The organism is Actinomadura rubrobrunea NBRC 15275 (assembly GCF_001552235.1).
Taxonomy (GTDB): domain Bacteria; phylum Actinomycetota; class Actinomycetes; order Streptosporangiales; family Streptosporangiaceae; genus Spirillospora; species Spirillospora viridilutea.
In genome coordinates, this window is record NZ_BCQU01000015.1 from 43351 (window position 1) to 62744 (window position 19394).

Here is a 19394-nt window from a genome sequence, read left to right on the forward strand (position 1 = left end):
GGCGCCTCCGCGGCCGTCCCGCGCGGAGGCGCCTCCCACCCGGGCCCGGCGGCCCCGGAAGCCGCCGCCGTCACCCCGCGGGCGCGGAGAACACCTCTTCCCGGGCCCGTTCCAGGGCGGCGTGCAGGGCGCCGCGCAGCACGGGGTCGCCGTCGACCTCGGTGACGGTCACCGTGGGCTGGGTCGGGCTGTAGCGGCCCACGGCGCGTTCGATGCGGGAGGCCAGCGGGCGCCCGCCGGCGCGGCCCAGCTGCCCCGACAGCACCACCAGCCCGGGGTCGAGGACGATGTTCACCGACGTCACGCCGTAGGAGATGCGTTCGGCGAGCTCGTCGAGGAACGCGCCGCCCCGCTCCTCGTCGGCGGCGGCGACGCGGACGCAGTCGACTGCGGTGGGTTCGTCCAGGCCGTGCGAGCGGGCCAGGTCGAGCACCGCGTCGGCGCTGACCAGGGAGCCGTAGCCCCCGGCCAGGGCCGGGATGCCCCAGGAGGTGGACGTGGTGACGCCTTCGGCGTTGTCGCGGCGGGCCGAGCCCATCGGCAGGGGCGCCCCGGGCACCGGAAGGTAGCCGAGCTCGCCCGCGCCGCCGGAGCGTCCCCGGTGCAGGCGGCCGCCCAGCATGACCGACAGGCCGATGCCGCGTCCCAGCCATATCAGGGCGAAGTCGTCGGCGCCCCGCGCGGCCCCGTAGGCGCGTTCGGCGAGGGCGGCGAGGTTGACGTCGTTCTCGATGGCGACGGGGCGGCGCAGGTCGGTCTGCAGGGCGGCGAGCACGCCCTCGTGCCAGGCGGGCAGGTCGAAGGCGAACTTGACGTCGCCGGTGCGCGGGTCGACGACGCCGGGCGTGCCGATGACCAGCGCGGTGAGGCGGCGCAGCGCGATCTTGGCCGAGCGGCACGCCCGCACCACGGCGTCGTGCACGGTCTTGACGGGGTCGTCGGCGCCGTTGGGGTCCACGGTGACCTTGGCGGCGACCTCGCCGGTGATGTCGGCGACGGCGGCGGTCGCCCCGTCCGGGCCCACCTCGATGCCCGCCACGTAAGCGCTGGACGGCACGACGGCGTACAGCGCGGCGTTCGGCCCGCGCCCCCCGGCGCGCTCGCCCACCACCTGCACCAGCCCCCGCTCTTCCAATCTGGCCAGCAGCTGTGATGCAGTGACCTTGGACAACCCGGTATGCGCGCCGATCTGCGCACGCGTCAACGGCCCCCGCGTGACCAGCAGTTCGAGCGCGGCGCGGTCGTTCAGCTCGCGCAGCAGCCGCGGCGTTCCCGGGCGCCCAGCCATCAGCCCACCCTCCAACGTCTCAATCCGCTAACAGACGGTTTTGTTTAGGAAACTTTCTTGTTAGTTTACGCCCAAGCGGCCGGACCGCCCCCGGTGCCGGACCAGGCCGCACCACAGCGCCGACCGAAGCAGGGTGTCACGAGGGCGATTCGGCGGCATGGCTGGGACCCTACGGGTTTCCCCGCCGGTTCCGCCGCATCCCCCGCGACACGTCGAGCAGGCCCGCCCGCTGGTTGAGCCGGAAAGGACCCCCAGTGAAGTACATCAAGGCAGCGGCCGCCACGGCCGCGCTCGCCCTGGCCGCCGCGGCCTGCGGCGGAGGCAGCGACGACAGCGACGGCGCAGGTCAGAGCCCCGCTCAGCTCAAGGTCTGGATGATGGGCGACGGGACGCCCGAGCAGACGGAATTCCTGGAGGGCGTCGAGGCCGAGTTCAAACAGAAGCACCCGAACACGGACGTGGTCGTCAAGTACGTGCCCTGGCCACAAGTTGCCACCACGTTCCAGAAGGCCGCGGCGGGCGGCGAGGGCCCCGACGTCACCGAGCTGGGCAACACCGACGTCCAGTCCCACATCGAGCAGGGCAGCCTCGCCGACATCACCGACCGGTTCGAGTCCTGGGCCGACCACGACAAGCTCAACAAGACCGCCCTGGAGAACGACCGCTCCGGCGGCAAGACCTACGCCGTGCCGTGGTACGGCGGCGTGCGCGCCGTCTGGTACCGCAAGGACTGGTTCGAGGAGCTGAACATCCAGCCGCCGAAGAACTGGGCCGAGCTGACCGCCGCCGCCAAGAAGATCCAGGACGCCAAGAAGGTGCCCGGCATCGGCGCGCCCAGCGACCAGACCAACGCGCTGCTCAGCTTCATCTGGGGCAACGGCGGCGAGGTCGCCGTCAAGGAGAACGGCAAGTTCGTCGGCAAGCTCGACCAGCCGCAGGCCGTCGAGGCCATCGAGTACTACACCGGGCTGGTCACCAAGGAGAAGGTGGCCCCGGCCAAGTACATCGGCAAGAACGAGCTGGAGGGCCCGCAGCGCGACTTCGCGCTCGGCAAGCTCGGCATGTACATCGACGGCAGCTGGGCGCTGAAGGAGATGAAGAAGATCTCCGACAAGGACGCCGACAAGTGGGGCGTGTTCCCCATCCCGGCCAAGAACGGCGGCAACGCGCCCGTCATGGCGGGCGGCTCGGACCTGGCGGTGTGGGCCGACAGCAAGGCCAAGGACGCGGCGTTCGACTACATCACCGTCCTCAACAACGCCAAGAACGCCAAGGCGTGGGCCGACTACAGCGGCTTCTCCTCGATGCGCTCGGACGTCAGCTTCAGCAATCCCGCGCTGGCGGCCTTCACCGAGATCGCGCGCAACACCAAGTTCCCGCCGATGAGCGCGGGCTGGGGCGAGTTCGAGCAGGCCAAGAAGGTGCTGCCGAACGCGGTCAAGGCCATCATGCAGGGCCGCCCCGCCGCGGAGGAGCTGAAGAAGGCCAACGAGCAGGCCAACACGCTGCTCAACCCGTGATCGGGAGCTGACGCGATGATCGACACCGCCCCGGCGGTGCGCAAGGCGCCCGGCCGGAAGGCACCCTCCGGCCGGGCCCGGCGGCCGCGCCGCCGCCGAACCGGCCGCCGCCACGGCCCCTATCTGCTGATCGCGCCGACCGTCGTCGTCATCGCCGTGCTGATGTTCTGGCCGGTGGTCCAGCTCGGGATCATGTCGTTCCAGAAGGTCGGCAACCGGCAGCTGCGCGGCGAGCCCGCCGAGAACGTCGGCACCGCGAACTTCGAGGCGATCCTCGGCGACCCGTTCTTCTGGCAGACGCTGCGGCAGACCGTGCTGTTCGCGATCGTGGCGGTGTCGGCCACCCTCGTGCTCGGCACGCTGACGGGCCTGCTGCTCAACCGGCTCGGCCGGCGCATGTCGCGGTTCGTCGCCGGCGGCGTGATGGTGGCGTGGGCGACCCCGCCGGTCACCGCAGCGATCATCTTCTCCTGGCTGTTCGGCACCACCGGCGGACTGGTCAACTGGTTCCTGGACCTGCTGCCGGACGCGCTGGTCGGCGGCGGCTGGAGCGACTTCAACTGGTTCGCCAGCCCGCTGCCCACCTACACCGTGCTGACGGTGTGCGTGGTGTGGCAGTCGTGCCCGTTCGTGGCCGTCTCGGTGCTCGCGGGGCTCAAGAGCCTGCCGGGCGAGCTGTACGAGGCGGCGCGGGTGGACGGCGCGGGCCCGTGGCGCGCGTTCTGGAAGATCACCTTCCCGCTGCTCAAGCCGATCTTCATGGTGCTGGTCGTGATGAGCGTGATCTGGGACTTCAAGGTGTTCACCCAGCTCTTCATCATGGCGGGGATGGCGAACCGGGACGCGTTCAACCTGTCCCTGTACGCCTACTCCGAGGCGTTCGGGTCGCTCAATCCCAAGCTCGGCATGGGGTCGGCGATCGCGCTGGTGCTGACGGCGATCCTGCTGGTCGTCACCGCCGTGTACGTGCGCGTCATGGTGCGGCAGGGGGAGACGGAATGAAGGGCCTGCGCAAGATCGCGTTGAACGCCGCGGGGCTGCTGGTCTTCGCGATCGCCGTGTTCCCGGTGCTGTGGATGGTGTCGACGGCGTTCAAGCCCAACACCGAGATCTTCAGCACCACGCCGAAGCCGCTGCCCGCGCACCCCACGCTCGAGCACTTCGACCTGGTGCTGAACGGCGGCATCGCCGAGGTGCCGTTCTGGGCGTACCTGCGCAACAGCGCCCTGCTCGCGCTGGGCACCGTGCTGGTGTCGAGCCTGCTGGCGCTGCTGGCCGCCACCGCGGTGGCGCGGTTCCGGTTCCGCTTCCGCACCACCTTCCTGATCATGCTGCTGGTGGTGCAGATGGTGCCGATCGAGGCGCTGGTCATCCCGCTGTTCCTGGACCTCAAGCGGCTGAACATGCTCGACAGCCTGGCCGGGCTGCTGGTGGTCTACATCGCCTTCGCGGTGCCGTTCGCGATCTGGATGCTGCGCGGGTTCGTCGCCGCGGTGCCGCGCGACCTGGAGGACGCCGCGGCCATCGACGGCGCCGGGCCGGTCCGCACCTTCTTCACCGTGCTGCTGCCGCTGGTGGCGCCGGGGCTGGTGGCGACGAGCATCTTCTCGTTCATCACCGCCTGGAACGAGTTCATCTTCGCCTTCACCTTCCTCGACGACCAGGACAAGTACACGTTGCCGATCATGCTGCAGTTCTTCTTCGGCCGCAGCGGCAACGCCTGGGGGCCGATCATGGCCGCCTCCACGCTGCTGACCCTGCCGGTCATCGCGTTCTTCCTGCTGGTCCAGCGCCGGATGGTGGCGGGCCTGACCGCCGGGGCGGTGAAGGGGTGAGCGAGCCGGAGGTGCGCGGCGCCGTCTGGACCGACGAGCGGCGAAGGAGCGAGGAGAGACGACGGCGCCTGCACAGCGTCCCCCAGGTGAGCGGGAGACAGGGCTGAGCGAGACGAAGAGACGCGCCGCCTGGACCGACCAGTGACGAAGGAGCGAGGAGGGACGACGACGCCTCCACAGCGTCCCGCGGGCGAGCGGGAGACACAGATGGGCGAGCCGGAAGGGCACGGCCCTCTCCGGGCCGACGACCGGCGAGCAGGTGAGAAGGCAAGGCGGCGCCCGGACAGCGCCACGAAGCGAGCGGGGGGATGTCGATGAGCGACTCGGAGATCGAACGGCTGGCGCGAGGCACGCTGCTGTCCGCCTTCCCCGGGGCGCTGCCGCCCCGCTGGCTGATGGAGGAGGTGGAGAAGGGCCTGGGCGGTGTCACCGTCTTCGCCATCAACGGCAACGTGCCGGGCACCGAGGAGCTGGCCGCGCTCACCGCGGAGCTGCGCAAGGCGGGCGACCCGCTGGTGACCATCGACGAGGAGGGCGGCGACGTCACCCGCCTCACCGGGCACGTGACGGCCAGCCCGTATCCGGGCAACGCCGCGCTCGGCGCCGTCGACGACCCGGAGCTGACCCGCCGGGTGTACCGGTCGCTGGGCGCCGAGCTGGCCGAGGTGGGGGTGAACCTCAACTTCGCCCCGTCGGTGGACGTCAACACCGCGGCCGACAACCCGATCATCGGCACCCGCTCGTTCGGCTCCGATCCCGAGCTGGTGGCCCGGCACGCCGCGGCCGCCGTGGCCGGCACGCAGGAGGGCGGTGTGGCCGCGTGCGCCAAGCACTTCCCCGGCCACGGCGCCACCGTCGAGGACTCCCACCTGGGCGTGCCGATCGTGGACGCCGACATGGAGCTGCTGGAGCGCCGGGAGCTGGTGCCGTTCCGCGCGGCGATCGAGGCGGGCACGCGGGCGGTGATGACCGGGCACCTGGACCTCCCGGCGGTCACCGCCGGGATCCCCGCCACGCTCTCCCCCGACGCGATCACCGGGCTGCTGCGGGGCCGGCTCGGCTACGACGGGGTGATCGTGACCGACGCGCTCGACATGGAGGGCGCCAGCGGCGAGATCGGCATCCCCGAGGCGGCCGTGCGGGCCCTCATCGCGGGCGCCGACCTGCTGTGCCTGGGGTCGCGCGAGTACCACGACAGCCTGCGCGCCGTGCTGGCGGCGATCGTGGAGGCGGTGCGCGGCGGGCGGCTGCCCGAGGAGCGGCTGGCGGACGCGGCGGCGCGCACCCGCGCGCTGCGGGACTGGCTGGCCGAGCGGGTTCCCGGCACCGCCGACCGCGCGACCGGCCTGGAGGCCGCGCGCCGGGCCGTGCGGGTGTCGGGCGGCGAGCTGCCGGACTGGCGGGGCAACGGGGGCGCCCCCCTGGTCGTGGAGGTGGCCGCGACCGGCAACATCGCGGTCGGCCCGACGCCGTGGGGGCTCGGCCCTTGGGCGCCGGACGCGGTCAAGGCCGAGGGCTCGGCGGAGGAGGCGACGGCCGTGCTCGAACGCGCCGACGGCCGGGGGCTGGTGATCGTGCTGCGCGACGCGCACCGCCACGCGGGCCAGCGCGCCCTGACCCGGGCGCTGCTGGCCGCGCGTCCCGACACCGTCGTGGTGGAGATGGGGCTGCCGGTGTGGCGTCCGGACGGCGCCGTCCACCTGGCCACCTACGGCGCCGCCCACGCCAACGCCCAGGCCGCCGCCGAGCTCCTCGGCCTCGCCTGACCGGCGGCACGTCCTCCCGCGACCGCCGCGGCGGAGGCGCGGGAGGACGTGCCGCAGCCGAGCGCATGGGCGCCGACCTGCCCGATCACCGTTCTCGGCGTCCCGGTCTCCGCGGCTCGCGGGCACCGGGACCGGGGGTATGACCCAACCAGTCCGATCGGCAAGGGATAATGCTCACATGCGATTGTCCGCCCGGGTCGACTACGCGCTGCGGGCCGCCGCGGAGCTGGCTGTGGCCGGGAGTCACCCGGTGACAGCGGTTCAGCTCGCCGAGGCGCAGCAGATCCCGCCCAAGTTCCTGGAGAACATCCTCGGCCAGTTGCGCCGGTCCGGCCTGGTCCGCAGCCAGCGCGGCCCCGAAGGCGGCTACTGGCTGGCCAGGCCCGCCGACCAGATCTCCCTGGCCGACATCATCCGCGCGATCGACGGGCCGCTGCTCGGCGTGCGGGGCGAGCGCCCCGAGCACGTCGGCTACCAGGGGCCGGCCCGCTCGCTGCAGGAGGTGTGGATCGCGCTGCGCGCCAGTGAGCGCGCCATCCTGGAGCGGGTCACCCTCGCCCACATCGCGTCGGGCGAGCTGCCCGAGCCGGTGCGCAAGCTGACCGAGGACCCGGCCGCGTGGGAGAGCCCGTCCCTCATTTGAGGGACGCCCGCAAGGGCGGCGCACCATGCCCGAGGGCGACGTCGTCTGGCAGACCGCCCGGCGCCTGCACGAGGCGCTCGCCGGGCGTCCCCTGACGCGCAGCGACTTCCGGGTGCCCCGGCTGGCGACCGCCGACCTGCGGGGCCGCACGGTCCTGGAGGCCGTGGCGCGCGGCAAGCACCTGCTGGTGCGGGTCGACGGCGGCGTCACCGTGCACACGCACCTGATGATGGACGGCGTGTGGCGGGTGCGCCGGGCCGGGCCGGTGCCGCGCGACCACCGCATCCGCCTCGTCCTCGGCAACGCCGAGTGGCTGGCGCTCGGCTACTCCCTCGGCGTCGTGGAGCTGCTGCGCACCGCCGAGGAGGACCGCGCCGTCGGGCATCTCGGCCCTGACCTGCTGGACGCCGCGTGGGGCGCGGAGTCGGCCGCCGAGGCCGTCCGGCGGCTGCGCGAGCAGCCCGCGCGGGCGATCGGCGAGGCCCTGCTCGATCAGAGCCGCCTCGCCGGGATCGGCAACGTCTACAAGTCCGAGGTGCTGTTCCTGCGCGGCGTCCACCCGTGGACGCCGACCGGCGCCGTGCCCGACCTGCCGGGGCTGGTGGAGCTGGCGCACCGGCTGCTGGACGCCAACAAGGACCGCTACGGCCACATCACCACCGGCGACCGGCGACCCGGTCACGAGCACTGGGTGTACGGCCGCGCGGGCCGTCCCTGCCGCCGCTGCGGCACCCGCATCGAACGCGCTGCCCAGGGCTCCGGCCAGGGCGAGCGGGCCACCTTCTGGTGCCCCCGTTGCCAGCCCGCCCCGTCATCCGGCACGCCGTAGCCGTCATCGGAGGCACCGCGTTCGGCGCACCGCCCTTCGGGCGGTCGGCGCCCGCCGGGCACTGTCCCCCGGACGGGTGGCCGCCTGTGTGTCGGGGCGTCCGGCCGATCGAGTGGTGCCGTGCCGATGGACTCCGACCCCGAACTGACGGCCGCGGCGTCGATCCTGCGGTGACGCGGCGGCTGCACCGGTCACCGAGTCCTGCCAGAGGCGGCCTGCGCGGCCTGGACACCGGCGACGACCGCTACCCGGCGTTCGCGTCTCTGCCGGACGGCTGCCGCGGCCGCGCCCAGGTCCGCGTCATCGAGGAGTGACCCGCCCAGGTCAGGGGACGAGCGGGCGGACCTGCTCGGCGGTGAAACGCGCGAACCCCACGGGGTCGGGCTCGTCGGCCGTGGGCTGCAGGACGACCGTGTCGGCGCCGGCCTCCGCCAGCCGCACGACCGCCTCGGCGATCGCGGCCGCGTCGCCCGCCGCCCCGAACGGCGTCGGGCACGTCCCGCGGTCGAACTCGGCCCGCAGCCGCGCGGCCGCGTCCGGCCCGGTGGCGGCGTGCAGGTAGACGACGATCTCGTGGTCTCCGTCGCGGCCCGCCGCCTTGCGTCCCTCCTCGATCAGCTCGCGCGCCCGCCGCAGCGCGTCCGGCCCGGTGTCGGCGGTGAGCACCGTGCCGTCGGCGCACTCGCCGGTGAGCCGCAGCGTGCGCGGACCCGTCGCCCCGGCGAGGAGCGCGGGCGGCGTGGGCGGCGGCCAGTCGAGCGCGACGTCGTCGAGGCGGACGTACCGGCCCTGGGTGGTGACCCGTTCGCCGCGCAGCAGCGCCCGCATCGCCGTCAGATGCTCGCGCAGCAGCGTCAACGGCGACTCCGCGCGGGCGCCGACCTGCTGCATCCAGTCCTGCACGCCGTGCCCGACCGCCAGCGCGACGCGGCCAGGGAACAGCCGGTACAGCGTCGCGGCCTCCATCGTCGCCAGTGCGACGTTCCGCAACGGCACCGGCAGCAGCCCCACTCCGACGCGGACCCGCCGCGTCCACGCCAACGCTGCGGCGGCCGAAGCGATCCCGCTTTCGAAGAAGCAGTCCTCCCAGAGCCAGAGTTGTTCGAGTCCCGCCTCGTCGGCGGCCACCGCCACGTCTCGGAGCCGCTCCGGCGGCACCTGCGGCCGGAACACCATGCCCAGTGCAGTCATGCGATCATCATTCCCCGGCGCTGCCGCGGTGGCGACCTCCAGGGCACCGCTGTCCTCATGCGGCCGATCGGTTCACGCGAGGCACATGACCCGTCCCGTACCTCCACAGCATCAGCCACGGGGACGACCTCGACATCGACGTCGGCGCCGCGACTGCGCCACACCCGGCCGAACGAAATGCAGGACTAGCGAGCTGAGGATCGTGGAGGCGTGCTCGGCAGCGTTGGGACGCGCTATCGACGACGAACTTCGTGCTGACGTGCCGTCAGACGCTTCTGAGCGCGCTTTTCGACGCGGAAACGGCTGAGTGAGGGGCGAGGGATCACGGGGAAGTTCTCGGCGGCGCGTCCCTCGAGGCGCCGCGCCTTCACGGCCGTCCGGCCGACAGGCGCCCCGCCAGCGCACAGCCCCGGCCGCTCGGGCCGGGGCGTCGTCGCGCGCTGGTCTCGTGCGCCCGTCGCGGCACGGACACCGCCGTCACACCTGGGCCTGGAACATCCAGTGCTGCTTCTCAAGCTCGCGGGTGGCCTGGATGAGCAGGTCCTGGGTGACCGGGTCCGGCTCGTCGGTCGCGCGCACCCGCTCACGGAACCGCTCGATCATCTGGGCCAGCACGTCGGTCACCGCGGCGACCACCTTGTCGTCGGCCACGTACCCGGGCTCCAGCTGGGGGATGCGGGTGCGGTCGGCGACGGTGCGGACCCGGCCGTCGGGGTTGATGCCGAGGGCGATGGCGCGCTCGGCCACCTCGTCGGTGTACGTGCGGGCCAGCTCCACGACCTCGTCCAGGTGCTCGTGGACGATCTTGAAGTTGCGGCCGTTGAGGTTCCAGTGGGCCTGCTTGGCGAACAGCGAGAGATCGATCAGATCGATCAGGGCGCCCTGCAGCGCCTCCGCCGTGATCTTACGCGCTTCGTCGTTCAGCGGGCTCTTGACCGTTGCCATGTCGGGCTCCTTCCGAGTGGTTGCCCTTTGTCGGCGACAACAGAGCCAAGATGCCCATAATTGCCTGATTAACCCGTGAGCCCGCCCACATCGGACGACGCCGCCCGCTCTCACCCGCGGGCATCGGGGCAGGCGGACATGGCGCGATGGCGCGGCCGACGGCCGCGCGGGCGGCCGGGACGGGCCGCCGTGTCCGCGCTCAGGCCGCGACCATGTCGGCGCGGAATTCGCCGGTGATCTCCTCCGGGGTGGCCGGGATGCGTTCGGACGGGATCCGCTCGTCGGCGATGCGCTCGTGCTCGGGCGGTGCGCCCGTCAGCACCGGCTCGTGCTGCAGCTCGGCCAAGGCCAGTTGGTCCGCGACTTCGCGTAGCACGTGCGACAGCGGGACCCCCAGGGCCTTGCAGATCGAGGAGAGCAGTTCCGAAGAGGCTTCTTTCTGTCCCCGCTCGACCTCGGAGAGATAGCCGAGGGAAACCCGTGCCGCCGCGGACACCTCGCGGAGGGTGCGTCCCTGGCGCAGCCGCAGCTGCCGCAGTACGTCACCGAGCAGCTGGCGAAGCAGGACCATCGTCTCGCTCCCTCCCTCAGTGTGGACCAACTGACGGTTCCACCGTACCCGGCTTGGACGCGGGGGTGGCAGACCGTGGATTTCGTGTTCGCTCGGAACGTAACGCTGTAATCAGCCTCAGACTTCCCGATCTTCGCGAGCGCGGCCGCCGCCGGGATCCGCACCGGGCTGGGCCGGCAGGTCCAGCAGGACTCGTCGCAGCAGCTCAAGAGCGTGCACGACGGTCATCGCGCGGATCGCCTCGCGCGCCCGCGCGCCGTCGCCGGGCACGGGCAGCCGCGGCGCGATGACCAGGGGCGGCCGTTCGGGACCGGCCACCCCCGCATATACGGTGCCGACCGGTCGACCGTCCTGCGGATCGGGCCCCGCCACGCCGGTGACCGCGACGCCGTACGTCGCGCCGAGGCGCTCCCGCACGCCGGACGCCATGGCCGCGGCCACGTCCGGATGCACGGCGCCGTGCCGGGCCAGCAGGTCGGCCGGGACGCCGAGCGCCTTCTCCTTCAACGCCGTGGAGTACGTCACCATTCCCCCGACGAACGTCTCCGACGCCCCGGGCATCCGGCTCAGCTCGGCGCCGATCAGCCCGCCGGTCAGCGACTCGGCCGCCGCCACCGTCGCCGACCGCTCGGCCAGCAGGCGGTGCACGACGCGGTCCAGCGTCTCGTCGTCCACGCCGTAGACCGCGCCCGGTCCGAGCAGCGCGCGCACGCGCCGTTCGACGTCGTCCAGCCGGTCCGGCGCGGCGGCGACGCGGATCCGCACCTCGGCCGGCGCGGGCAGGTACGCCAGCGCGACGCCGTCGAGCGCCTCCACCGGGGCCAGCGCCTCGGCGAGCTCCGACTCCCAGAGCCCGGCGGTGCGCAGGATGCGGCGCGCCGTCGGCGCGGGCCCGCGGGCGCCCGCCAGCTCGGGCAGCACGACCTCCTCCATGATCGTGCGCATTTCGGACGGGACGCCGGGCAGCGCGTACACCGTCCCGCCCGGCAGCTCCACCCGCAGGCCCGGGGCGCTGCCCGCCGAGTTGGCCAGCAGCCCGGCGCCTTCGGGGACGTCCGCCATGCGCAGCGCCGTCGGCCGCAGCTCGCGTCCGGCGGCGGCCGCGCGTTCCCGCAGCCGCCGTTCCAGGTCCGGATGGCGGACGACCGCCACGCCCGCCGCCTTGGCCAGCGCGTCGCGGGTCAGATCGTCGCTGGTGGGGCCGAGGCCGCCCGTGGTGATGACCGCGTCCGCCCGGTCGAGCGCCTCGGTGACCGCCTCGACGATCTCGTCCAGATCGTCGCCGACGACCACGCTGCGCGTCACCTCGACGCCGTGGTCGGCCAGCCGCCGTCCCAGCCACGCGGCGTTGCCGTTGACCGTGTCGCCGAGCAGCAGCTCGTCCCCGACCGTGAGCAGCTCGACCCGCATCGCCCCCTCCTCCCAGCGGTACGCACGAATCTACTCGCGCCGGGGCGGCAGGCCGGTGACGGCCACCCCGCCGTGACAGTGCTAATCCGCTTGCCGAGGCGGCCCGGGCGTCGGAAGCTGCGCTGTATGAGACGCGACGTCCCTGACGACTCCCGGCTGCGCGCCCCGTCCGAGGACCGTGCCGCAACGATCCGGACCTGCACCGAGTGCGGGGGCACCCGCTGGACGGGCGAGCCGCCGCGTTGCGTCACGTGCGATGCCGTTTTGCCGCCGCGTCCGCCGTCCCTCCCGCACCCCGAGCGCAGCGCCCCCGCGTTCGCGCGGCCCGAGGTGCTCGAAATCGCCGTGCACGCCGCCTCGTACCTCGGCGTGGCCGCCCTCGGCGGGATCATCGGGAACCGGGCCGACGCCGCCGTGGTCGAGTTGTTCCGCAGCGTGCACCGCCGGTGGCGGCGTCGCACCGGCGGGGACGACCGCAATGCGTCCCTCGACCGGGACGAGGCCGTGGACGCCGCCAAGGCCGCGGTCCTCGCGCACGGCTACGAGGCGGACGGCGTTCGCGTCCAGCAAGCCGAGCAGGACGCGAACGGCGACTGGACGGTCGTCCTCGCCGGGGCGCCGCGCCACGGTGCGATGCCGGAACACGTGCGGGTGCGCGTGCCGAAGGGCGACCCCGCCGAGGCGACCATCCTCATCATGAGCAGGTCCTGAAGGTCGGGCCCGGTTCGGCTCGCTCGGCCGCCGCCTCACCTCGCGCGAGCTCACGGTCGTCCTGCTGCTCGGGGCCTCCGGATCACGCTGACACAGGCGGTTGGCGATAAGGCCGCCAGGCACATGCCGACGGTGTTGAGCTTGTCTCCTAGAGCTCTGCAGCACAGTATCGGCATGCCCGTGGCTCATTCTGGGACGTGGGGTCTGTGCCGGACGGACACTGCGCATCGTGCATCCGCGCGTGCTGCGGCCTGGCCGGCCGAACGCGCGGGGCGGACTGCGCTTCAGCGGACCAGGCGGCGCAGGGTCGTGCCGAGGCGGTGGGCGTAGACCCGTTGGAACATCGGCGCGAGCGGGCCCGCGGCGCGCATCAGCCTTCCGGCCGGACGGCTGAAGGAGGTCACCTCCAACCACACGTCGTCCATGTCGTCCAGTTCCACGACGAACGACTCCTCGCCCGTCGCGGGATGGCCGGGCAGCGTGCCGTAGCCGAAGCCCGCGCGGCGTTCGCCGTCCTCGGCCCACACCACGCGGCACGGCGCCGACAGGCTCAGCGGGCCGATGCCCATGCGCGACTCGACGTACACGCCGGGCGCCGCCCGGCGCGCCGAGGCCTCGATGCGCACGCCCGCCCCGCGGTGCATCCAGAACTCCAGGACGGCGTCCGCCGCCTCGCGCAGCACGTGCCGCCCCGATCCGATCACGGTGCGGTGGCGCAGGTGCCGGTAGCCGCCGGGCAGGGCGCCGCGGGCGGTGGCGCCCACCTCCGCGTATGTCAGCCCCGACACCCGCTCCGGCGGCGTCACGGCGCCGCCGGCCGCGCGTCGCGGCGCAGCCGCCATGCCCGGACGACGTAGTCCGCGCCCGTCGCCACCGTGACCGCCACGGCGGCGCCCATGGCCGCCCAGCGCACCGGGTCGAACGGACCGGGCAGGATGTACAGGCCGATCGCGACGACCTGCAGCAGCGTCTTCAGCTTGCCGCCCTTGCTCGCCGGGATCACGCCGTACCGGATCACCACGAACCGCAGGACGGTGACGCCGATCTCCCGGACGAGGATCACGGCGGTCACCCACCACCACAGCTCCCCGAGCGCCGACAGCCCGATCAGCGCGGCTCCGGTCAGCGCCTTGTCGGCGATCGGATCGGCGATCTTGCCGAAGTCGGTGACCAGGCCCCGGCTGCGCGCCAGATCGCCGTCGATCTTGTCGGTGACGGAGGCCAGCGCGAACGCGGCGAACGCCGCCAGCCGCCAGGCCGTGCCGTCCTGGAGCAGCAGCCAGACGAACACCGGCACCATGAGGATGCGCAGCACCGTCAGGCCGTTGGCGATGTTGTAGACGCTGACGCGGGGGCCGGAGGGGCCGGCGGGAGCGGACGGGCCGCCCGGCGCCGCCGGGCCCGCCACCGGGTCGGGGGCTCCGGGGATCATGACACGTCCGCCAGGAGGTCCACGCCCTCGCTGCCGGTCACCGTGGCCGCGACGACGTCGCCGACGGCGGCCGCGGCTCCGCGGACGACGACCGTGCCGTCCACCTCGGGCGCCTGATGCGCGGCGCGTCCCTCGAACGCGCCGTCCGGCGTCTCCTCTTCCAGCAGCACCTCGACCCGCGACCCGACGCGGTCCTCGGCGCGCTGCGAGGTCAGCTCCTCGGCCAACGCCGACACCTCCTCCACCCGGGCGGCGACCTCCTCGGGCGGCAGCTTGCCGTCCAGGGCCGCGGCCTCGGTGCCGTCCTCGTCGGAGTACCCGAACACGCCGATCGCATCCAGCCGCGCCGCGTTCAGGAACGCGACCAGCTCGTCGAGGTCGTCGTCGGTCTCCCCGGGGAACCCGACGATGAAGTTGGACCGCACGCCCGCCTCCGGCGCCAGCGCGCGGATCCGGTCGAGCAGCTCCAGGAAGCGCTCCCGGTCGCCGAACCGGCGCATGCGGCGCAGCACCGGAGCGGCGGCGTGCTGGAACGACAGGTCGAAGTACGGCGCCACGCCCGGCGTCCCGCAGATCGTCTCGATCAGGCCGGGCCGCAGCTCGGCGGGCTGCAGGTAGCTGACGCGCACCCGCGCGACGCCGTCGACCGCGGCGAGCCGCGGCAGCAGCTTCTCCAGGGCGCGCAGGTCGCCCAGGTCCTTGCCGTAGGAGGTGGAGTTCTCGCTGACCAGCACCAGCTCGCGCGCCCCCTGCTCGGCCAGCCAGCGCGCCTCCGCCAGCACCTCGGCCGGGGGGCGCGACACGTACGCGCCGCGGAAGGCGGGGATCGCGCAGAACGAGCAGCGGCGGTCGCAGCCGGACGCCAGCTTGAGCGGCGCGACCGGTCCGCCGTCCAGCCGGCGCCGCAGCACCCGCGGACCGGACGCGGGGCCGACGCCCTCGGGCGCCTCGGCGACCGCGCCGTGCCCGGGGACGGCGACGTTCGGGACGGACGCCGCCCGCTCCACGGGCGTGATCGGCAGCAGCGTGCGGCGGTCGCGCGGGGCGTGCGGGGTGAGCCGGCGCCCGGCGAGCACGTCGTCCAGCCGGTCGCCGATCGCCGCGTAGTCGTCGAAGCCGAGCACCGCGTCCGCCTCGGGCAGCGCGTCGGCCAGCTCCCTGCCGTACCGCTCGGCCATGCAGCCCGCCGCCACGACCTTGGCCCCCGAGTCGTGCGCGGCCAGCAGCGTGTCGATGGAGTCCTTCTTGGCCGCCTCGATGAAGCCGCAGGTGTTCACCACGACCACGTCGGCGTCGTCGGCGTTGTCGGTCAGGTCCCACCCCGACTGCTCCAGGCGGGCGGCGAGCTCTTCGGAGTCCACTTCGTTGCGCGCGCACCCGAGGGTGACGAGGGAGACCGTACGGCGTGTCGACATGTCCCTAACGGTAACGGGCCGAGGGCCCGGCGAAGACCGCTCGGGGCCCTCGGCCCGTCACCGGAAGCTCAGGCCGCGTCGGGATCGTCGGGCGTGAAGCTGAGCCGCACCACGCCGCCGTTCTGGTCGGGCGTGCCGAGGTCCTTGCCGTTGACGGTCAGCCGCACCCCGGAGCTGTTGCCGATGATGATGCTGATCTTCTTCTTGGCCGTCCACTCGCGCGACTGGCCCGGGCGCAGCGTGCCGCTGAACAGGTTGCGTCCCTTGTCGCCCTGCACGCTCAGCCACGTCGTGCGGTGCGCGTGCACCGCGAGCTGCACGTTCTTGCGCGGCGCGACCGCCACCGGGTCCTCGGCCCGCTGCGTGCGCGTCGGGGACGGCGTGGCCACCGGCTGCTCCGGGGCCCCGGCGACCTGCCGGGCGGTGCGGGGCGCGGAGTCGCCGCTGAACACCTGGAACACGCCGTAGATGACGACGAGGGCGAGGGCCAGCGCCATCGCCGCGCTCCAGTTCGGCGCGCGCCGCTCGCGGAACGGCACGGGGTTCTCCGGTTCGAACGCGGTCGCCGCCGGGATCGGCGCGGGCGCTCCGCCGTGCATGGCGTCGAACTCCTGCACCAGCGGTTCGGGATCGATGCCGATCACCCTGCTGATGCTGCGGATGTGCCCGCGGGCGTAGAAGTTGCCGCCGCAGGCGCTGAAGTCGTCACGCTCGATGCCGCGGATCACGGTTTCCCGGATCCGCGTTCGCAGACTCACTTGCGTGACGGTGAGACCGGCCTTCTGACGCTCCCTCGCCAAGGTCTCACCAATGCTCACGCCGGGCCTCCCTCAGAGCGCGCCATGGACCGTGTCCACACTCCTGTGACACCAGTCTAGAAATCGCAATGCCCGCTGAGCGACAGGCAACACGTTCGAAACTGGGCAAGATTTCGCATCAATCCGCCATGCCGATGGGGCGCCCGAATCGAAGGCGTCGTCGCGGCGCTCCCCCGCCCATCGAAGATCATGCCCGTGCGCGGCGGTGATCGCACGGCGGATCATCGCGGACACGGATGGTGATCATAAACGGCCGCGACCGCCCGGGGCGGGGCGATCGTCTGCGCGCTCCCGCGGCCGCCGGCGGGTGTCGTCCGGGATCCGCGGCGGTCAGGATTCACCGCGCAGTTTCGCCAGCACTTCGGGCAGTTCGTCCGGTTTGGTGAGAACGTCGCGGGCCTTTGACCCTTCGCTGGGACCGACGATGCCGCGGCTTTCCATCAGGTCCATGAGCCGTCCCGCCTTGGCGAATCCGACGCGCAGCTTGCGCTGCAGCATCGACGTCGACCCGAACTGCGTGCTGACGACCAGTTCGACGGCCTGCAGCAGCAGGTCCATGTCGTCGCCGATGTCCTCGTCGATCTGCTTTTTCGGGCCCGCCGCCTCGGTGACGTCCTCGCGGTAGGACGGCTCCATCTGCTTCTTGCAGTGGTCGACGACCGCGTGGATCTCCTTTTCGGAGACGAAGGCGTTCTGGATCCGCATGGGCTTGCTGGCGCCCATCGGCAGGAACAGCGCGTCGCCCTGGCCGACCAGCTTCTCCGCGCCCGGCTGGTCGAGGATGACCCGGCTGTCGGACAGCGAGGAGGTGGCGAACGCCAGCCGCGACGGCACGTTCGCCTTGATCAGGCCGGTCACCACGTCCACGCTGGGCCGCTGGGTGGCCAGCACCAGGTGGATCCCGGCGGCGCGGGCCAGCTGGGTGATGCGGACGATGGAGTCCTCGACGTCGCGCGGCGCCACCATCATCAGGTCGGCCAGCTCGTCCACGATCACCAGCAGGTACGGGTAGGGCTGGTAGACGCGCTCGCTGCCGGGCGGCGCGGTGAGCCGTCCGGCCCGCACCGCCTTGTTGAAGTCGTCGATGTGCCGGAACCCGGACGCGGCCAGGTCGTCGTAGCGGCGGTCCATCTCCCCGACCACCCACTCCAGCGCCTCGGCGGCCTTCTTGGGGTTGGTGATGATCGGGGTGATCAGGTGCGGGATCCCCTGGTACATGGTCAGCTCGACCCGCTTGGGGTCGACCAGGATCATCCGCACCTCGTCCGGCGTCGCCCGCATCAGAATCGACGTGATCAGCCCGTTGATGCAGGTCGACTTTCCGGCGCCGGTGGCGCCCGCGATGAGGATGTGGGGCATCTTCGCCAGGTTCGCCACCACCGTGCGGCCCTCGACGTCCTTGCCCAGCCCCACGATCATCGGGTGGTGCTCGTTGACGGCGGCGGGCGAGCGCAGCACGTCGCCCAGGCTGACGATGTCCTTGTCGACGTTGGGGATCTCGACGCCGATCGCGGACTTGCCGGGGATCGGGGAGATGATCCGCACGTCCGCGCTCTTGACCGCGTAGGCGATGTTCTTGGTCAGCGCGGTGACCTTCTCCACCTTCACCGCCGGGCCCAGCTCGATCTCGTACCGCGTGATCGTCGGCCCGCGGGTGAACCCGGTGACCTGCGCGTCGATGTCGAACTGCTCCAGCACCTCGGTGAGCGCCTGCACCACCATGTCGTTGGCCTTGGTGCGCGGCTTGGCCGCGGTGCCGGGCCGCAGCAGCGACGGGTCGGGCAGCTCGTAGATCTCCCCGGACGACGACAGCGGCAGCTGCTCGGCGCGGCGCGGCGCCGGCGTCGGATCCGGCACCTCGACCGTCGCGGGCTCGGGCGCCGGCTCGGCGACCACCGTCTCGGGGTCCGGCCGGGGGGCGGGGACGGCCGCGGGCGAGGGCGCGGACGAGGGCGCGGACGCCGACGGGGCGAAGGGGTCCGGGGCGAACAGGTCGTCGGCCAGGTCGCGCGGCGACGCGGTCTTGCGCGGCGCGTCCTCGAGGACCGGGGTGTCGTAGGGCTTGGAGTGCTCGCCGACCTCGAGCTCGTCGTCGCCCGGGGACGGCTTGCGGCGGCGGCGCCCGGGCTTGGACGCCTTCGGCCGCTCCTCGTCGTCCGCGCCGGGGTCGTCCTCGGCCGGGGGACGCCGGCGGGGACGCGCCGGACGCCCCTGCAGCGTCGCCACCGCCCACAGGTCGCGCAGCCGCTCGGGCACCCGGTTGATCGGCGTGGCCGTGACCACCAGCAGGCCGAACGCCGACAGCAGGAGCAGCAGCGGCACCGCCACCCAGCCGCTGAGCGCGGCCCGCAGCGGCGCGGCGGCCAGCCACCCGACGACGCCGCCCGCCTCCCGCACGCCCGCCATGTCGTCGGCCGGGGACGGGGCGCCCGCGGCGATGTGCAGGATGCCGAGCAGCCCGACGCCCAGCGCCGTCATGCCGATGACGATGCGCGGGTTCTCGTCGTTGTGCTCGGGGTGGCGCAGCACGCGCCACGCCAGCACCGCCAGAAGCACCGGCAGGCCCATGCACACCACGCCGAGCCCGCCGCGCACCACCTGCTCCAGGGCCCGGGTCACCACGCCGTCGGGCCGCCACCACGTGACCGAGGCGAGCACGATGGCGCCGCCCAGCAGCGCCAGTCCCAGCCCGTCGCGCTGGTGCTCGGCGTCCAGCTCCCTGGCCCCGCGCCCGTACGCGCGGAACACCGACCCGACCGCGACCGCCAGCAGGTGGTAAAGCTTGAACAGCAGTTTGAAAAGACCGATGAACAGCTGCGGGATCGGATCGGGCCTCTGCGGGGGGCGCCTCGCCGGCCCGCGGCCGCCGCCGCCCTTGGCGCCGCCGCCCGGGCGCTTGCGCGGAGCCGGTGAACCGGAGGGTCTGCGCGCCGCGGCCGACCGGGTGCGCGACGACCCCGAGGCCGCTCGACCACGCCCAGCAGCCCCCCTCGCTCCCCCGGACGCACGTGTGGCCATGA

18 protein-coding genes are annotated in these 19394 nt (G+C 73.2%); 8 read left to right on the forward strand and 10 right to left on the reverse strand.

All coding sequences use genetic code 11. The annotated features are described in order from the left end of the window. Positions 1 to 70 precede the first annotated feature (70 nt). Complete coding sequence (locus AR3_RS06795; RefSeq protein ID WP_067910141.1) at positions 71 to 1288, reverse strand: ROK family transcriptional regulator; 1218 nt, start codon at positions 1286 to 1288, stop codon at positions 71 to 73. Positions 1289 to 1542: 254 nt separating this feature from the next. On the opposite strand from AR3_RS06795, the gene AR3_RS06800 reads away from it, so the two are divergent. The 7 genes from AR3_RS06800 (at position 1543) to AR3_RS30345 (ending at position 8195) form a co-directional block, all read left to right on the forward strand. Further along, positions 1543 to 2808 (forward strand): extracellular solute-binding protein, encoded by a 1266-nt coding sequence (locus AR3_RS06800; protein WP_067910144.1) that lies wholly within the window; start codon positions 1543 to 1545, stop codon positions 2806 to 2808. A 15-nt stretch (positions 2809 to 2823) separates the two neighbouring features. Beyond that, positions 2824 to 3810, forward strand: coding sequence for a carbohydrate ABC transporter permease (locus AR3_RS06805; RefSeq protein ID WP_067910148.1), 987 nt, complete (start codon positions 2824 to 2826; stop codon positions 3808 to 3810). Beyond that, complete coding sequence (locus tag AR3_RS06810; RefSeq protein ID WP_067910151.1) at positions 3807 to 4643, forward strand: carbohydrate ABC transporter permease; 837 nt, start codon at positions 3807 to 3809, stop codon at positions 4641 to 4643. The genes AR3_RS06805 and AR3_RS06810 overlap by 4 nt, the downstream gene beginning before the upstream one ends. A gap of 314 nt (positions 4644 to 4957) precedes the next feature. Continuing rightward, complete coding sequence (locus AR3_RS06815) at positions 4958 to 6409, forward strand: glycoside hydrolase family 3 protein (protein WP_067910260.1); 1452 nt, start codon at positions 4958 to 4960, stop codon at positions 6407 to 6409. Positions 6410 to 6587: 178 nt separating this feature from the next. Then, positions 6588 to 7052, forward strand: coding sequence for an RrF2 family transcriptional regulator (locus AR3_RS06820; RefSeq protein WP_067910154.1), 465 nt, complete (start codon positions 6588 to 6590; stop codon positions 7050 to 7052). 25 nt (positions 7053 to 7077) lie between these two features. Next, positions 7078 to 7881: a DNA-formamidopyrimidine glycosylase family protein gene (locus AR3_RS06825; protein WP_067910157.1), complete on the forward strand. Its 804-nt coding sequence runs from the start codon at positions 7078 to 7080 to the stop codon at positions 7879 to 7881. A gap of 170 nt (positions 7882 to 8051) precedes the next feature. Further along, positions 8052 to 8195 (forward strand): hypothetical protein, encoded by a 144-nt coding sequence (locus tag AR3_RS30345; protein WP_157406630.1) that lies wholly within the window; start codon positions 8052 to 8054, stop codon positions 8193 to 8195. Positions 8196 to 8205: 10 nt separating this feature from the next. Here AR3_RS30345 and AR3_RS06830 read toward each other — a convergent pair whose 3' ends face one another. The 4 genes from AR3_RS06830 to AR3_RS06845 all read right to left on the reverse strand — a co-directional run bounded on the left by AR3_RS06830 (position 8206) and on the right by AR3_RS06845 (position 11998). Then, the gene (locus tag AR3_RS06830) at positions 8206 to 9072 is read right to left on the reverse strand and encodes an LLM class flavin-dependent oxidoreductase (protein ID WP_067910160.1); all 867 of its coding nucleotides are present in this window, start codon (positions 9070 to 9072) and stop codon (positions 8206 to 8208) included. Positions 9073 to 9549: 477 nt separating this feature from the next. Continuing rightward, entirely contained in the window at positions 9550 to 10017 is a 468-nt protein-coding gene (locus AR3_RS06835) for a Dps family protein (protein ID WP_067910163.1), read from the reverse strand. A 199-nt stretch (positions 10018 to 10216) separates the two neighbouring features. Further along, entirely contained in the window at positions 10217 to 10588 is a 372-nt protein-coding gene (locus AR3_RS06840) for a helix-turn-helix domain-containing protein (protein ID WP_067910166.1), read from the reverse strand. 117 nt (positions 10589 to 10705) lie between these two features. Then, on the reverse strand, positions 10706 to 11998 hold the full coding sequence (locus AR3_RS06845) for a CinA family nicotinamide mononucleotide deamidase-related protein (protein ID WP_067910169.1): 1293 nt from the start codon (positions 11996 to 11998) through the stop codon (positions 10706 to 10708). A 264-nt stretch (positions 11999 to 12262) separates the two neighbouring features. Here AR3_RS06845 and AR3_RS06850 point away from each other — a divergent pair, with 264 nt between their 5' ends. Beyond that, positions 12263 to 12709: a hypothetical protein gene (locus AR3_RS06850; protein WP_067910172.1), complete on the forward strand. Its 447-nt coding sequence runs from the start codon at positions 12263 to 12265 to the stop codon at positions 12707 to 12709. A gap of 284 nt (positions 12710 to 12993) precedes the next feature. Here the strand turns inward: AR3_RS06850 and AR3_RS06855 are convergent, their stop codons facing one another. The 5 genes from AR3_RS06855 to AR3_RS06875 form a co-directional block, all read right to left on the reverse strand. After that, positions 12994 to 13551, reverse strand: coding sequence for a DUF1990 domain-containing protein (locus tag AR3_RS06855; RefSeq protein WP_083951016.1), 558 nt, complete (start codon positions 13549 to 13551; stop codon positions 12994 to 12996). Further along, a complete protein-coding gene (gene pgsA / locus AR3_RS06860; RefSeq protein ID WP_067910175.1) occupies positions 13512 to 14141 on the reverse strand; it encodes a CDP-diacylglycerol--glycerol-3-phosphate 3-phosphatidyltransferase in 630 nt (209 codons plus the stop codon). Before pgsA ends, AR3_RS06855 begins: the two co-directional genes overlap by 40 nt. Further along, positions 14138 to 15556, reverse strand: coding sequence for a 30S ribosomal protein S12 methylthiotransferase RimO (gene rimO, locus AR3_RS06865; protein WP_067910177.1), 1419 nt, complete (start codon positions 15554 to 15556; stop codon positions 14138 to 14140). The genes pgsA and rimO overlap by 4 nt, the downstream gene beginning before the upstream one ends. Positions 15557 to 15624: 68 nt before the next feature. After that, complete coding sequence (locus AR3_RS06870) at positions 15625 to 16374, reverse strand: helix-turn-helix domain-containing protein (protein ID WP_067910179.1); 750 nt, start codon at positions 16372 to 16374, stop codon at positions 15625 to 15627. Between the two features lie 330 nt (positions 16375 to 16704). After that, positions 16705 to 19392: a DNA translocase FtsK gene (locus AR3_RS06875; RefSeq protein WP_067910182.1), complete on the reverse strand. Its 2688-nt coding sequence runs from the start codon at positions 19390 to 19392 to the stop codon at positions 16705 to 16707. Positions 19393 to 19394 lie beyond the last annotated feature (2 nt).

Excerpts from the sequence above, each read along its gene's own strand:
- AR3_RS06795 (WP_067910141.1), bottom strand. The coding sequence starts at position 1,288 with ATGGCTGGGCGCCCGGGAACGCCGCGGCTGCTGCGCGAGCTGAACGAC.
- AR3_RS06825 (WP_067910157.1), top strand. The coding sequence starts at position 7,078 with ATGCCCGAGGGCGACGTCGTCTGGCAGACCGCCCGGCGCCTGCACGAG.
- rimO (WP_067910177.1), bottom strand. The coding sequence starts at position 15,556 with ATGTCGACACGCCGTACGGTCTCCCTCGTCACCCTCGGGTGCGCGCGC.
- AR3_RS06805 (WP_067910148.1), top strand. The coding sequence starts at position 2,824 with ATGATCGACACCGCCCCGGCGGTGCGCAAGGCGCCCGGCCGGAAGGCA.
- AR3_RS06855 (WP_083951016.1), bottom strand. The coding sequence starts at position 13,551 with ATGGCGGCTGCGCCGCGACGCGCGGCCGGCGGCGCCGTGACGCCGCCG.
- pgsA (WP_067910175.1), bottom strand. The coding sequence starts at position 14,141 with ATGATCCCCGGAGCCCCCGACCCGGTGGCGGGCCCGGCGGCGCCGGGC.
- AR3_RS06835 (WP_067910163.1), bottom strand. The coding sequence starts at position 10,017 with ATGGCAACGGTCAAGAGCCCGCTGAACGACGAAGCGCGTAAGATCACG.
- AR3_RS06820 (WP_067910154.1), top strand. The coding sequence starts at position 6,588 with ATGCGATTGTCCGCCCGGGTCGACTACGCGCTGCGGGCCGCCGCGGAG.
- AR3_RS06840 (WP_067910166.1), bottom strand. The coding sequence starts at position 10,588 with ATGGTCCTGCTTCGCCAGCTGCTCGGTGACGTACTGCGGCAGCTGCGG.
- AR3_RS06815 (WP_067910260.1), top strand. The coding sequence starts at position 4,958 with ATGAGCGACTCGGAGATCGAACGGCTGGCGCGAGGCACGCTGCTGTCC.
- AR3_RS06830 (WP_067910160.1), bottom strand. The coding sequence starts at position 9,072 with ATGACTGCACTGGGCATGGTGTTCCGGCCGCAGGTGCCGCCGGAGCGG.
- AR3_RS06875 (WP_067910182.1), bottom strand. The coding sequence starts at position 19,392 with ATGGCCACACGTGCGTCCGGGGGAGCGAGGGGGGCTGCTGGGCGTGGT.
- AR3_RS06845 (WP_067910169.1), bottom strand. The coding sequence starts at position 11,998 with ATGCGGGTCGAGCTGCTCACGGTCGGGGACGAGCTGCTGCTCGGCGAC.
- AR3_RS06810 (WP_067910151.1), top strand. The coding sequence starts at position 3,807 with ATGAAGGGCCTGCGCAAGATCGCGTTGAACGCCGCGGGGCTGCTGGTC.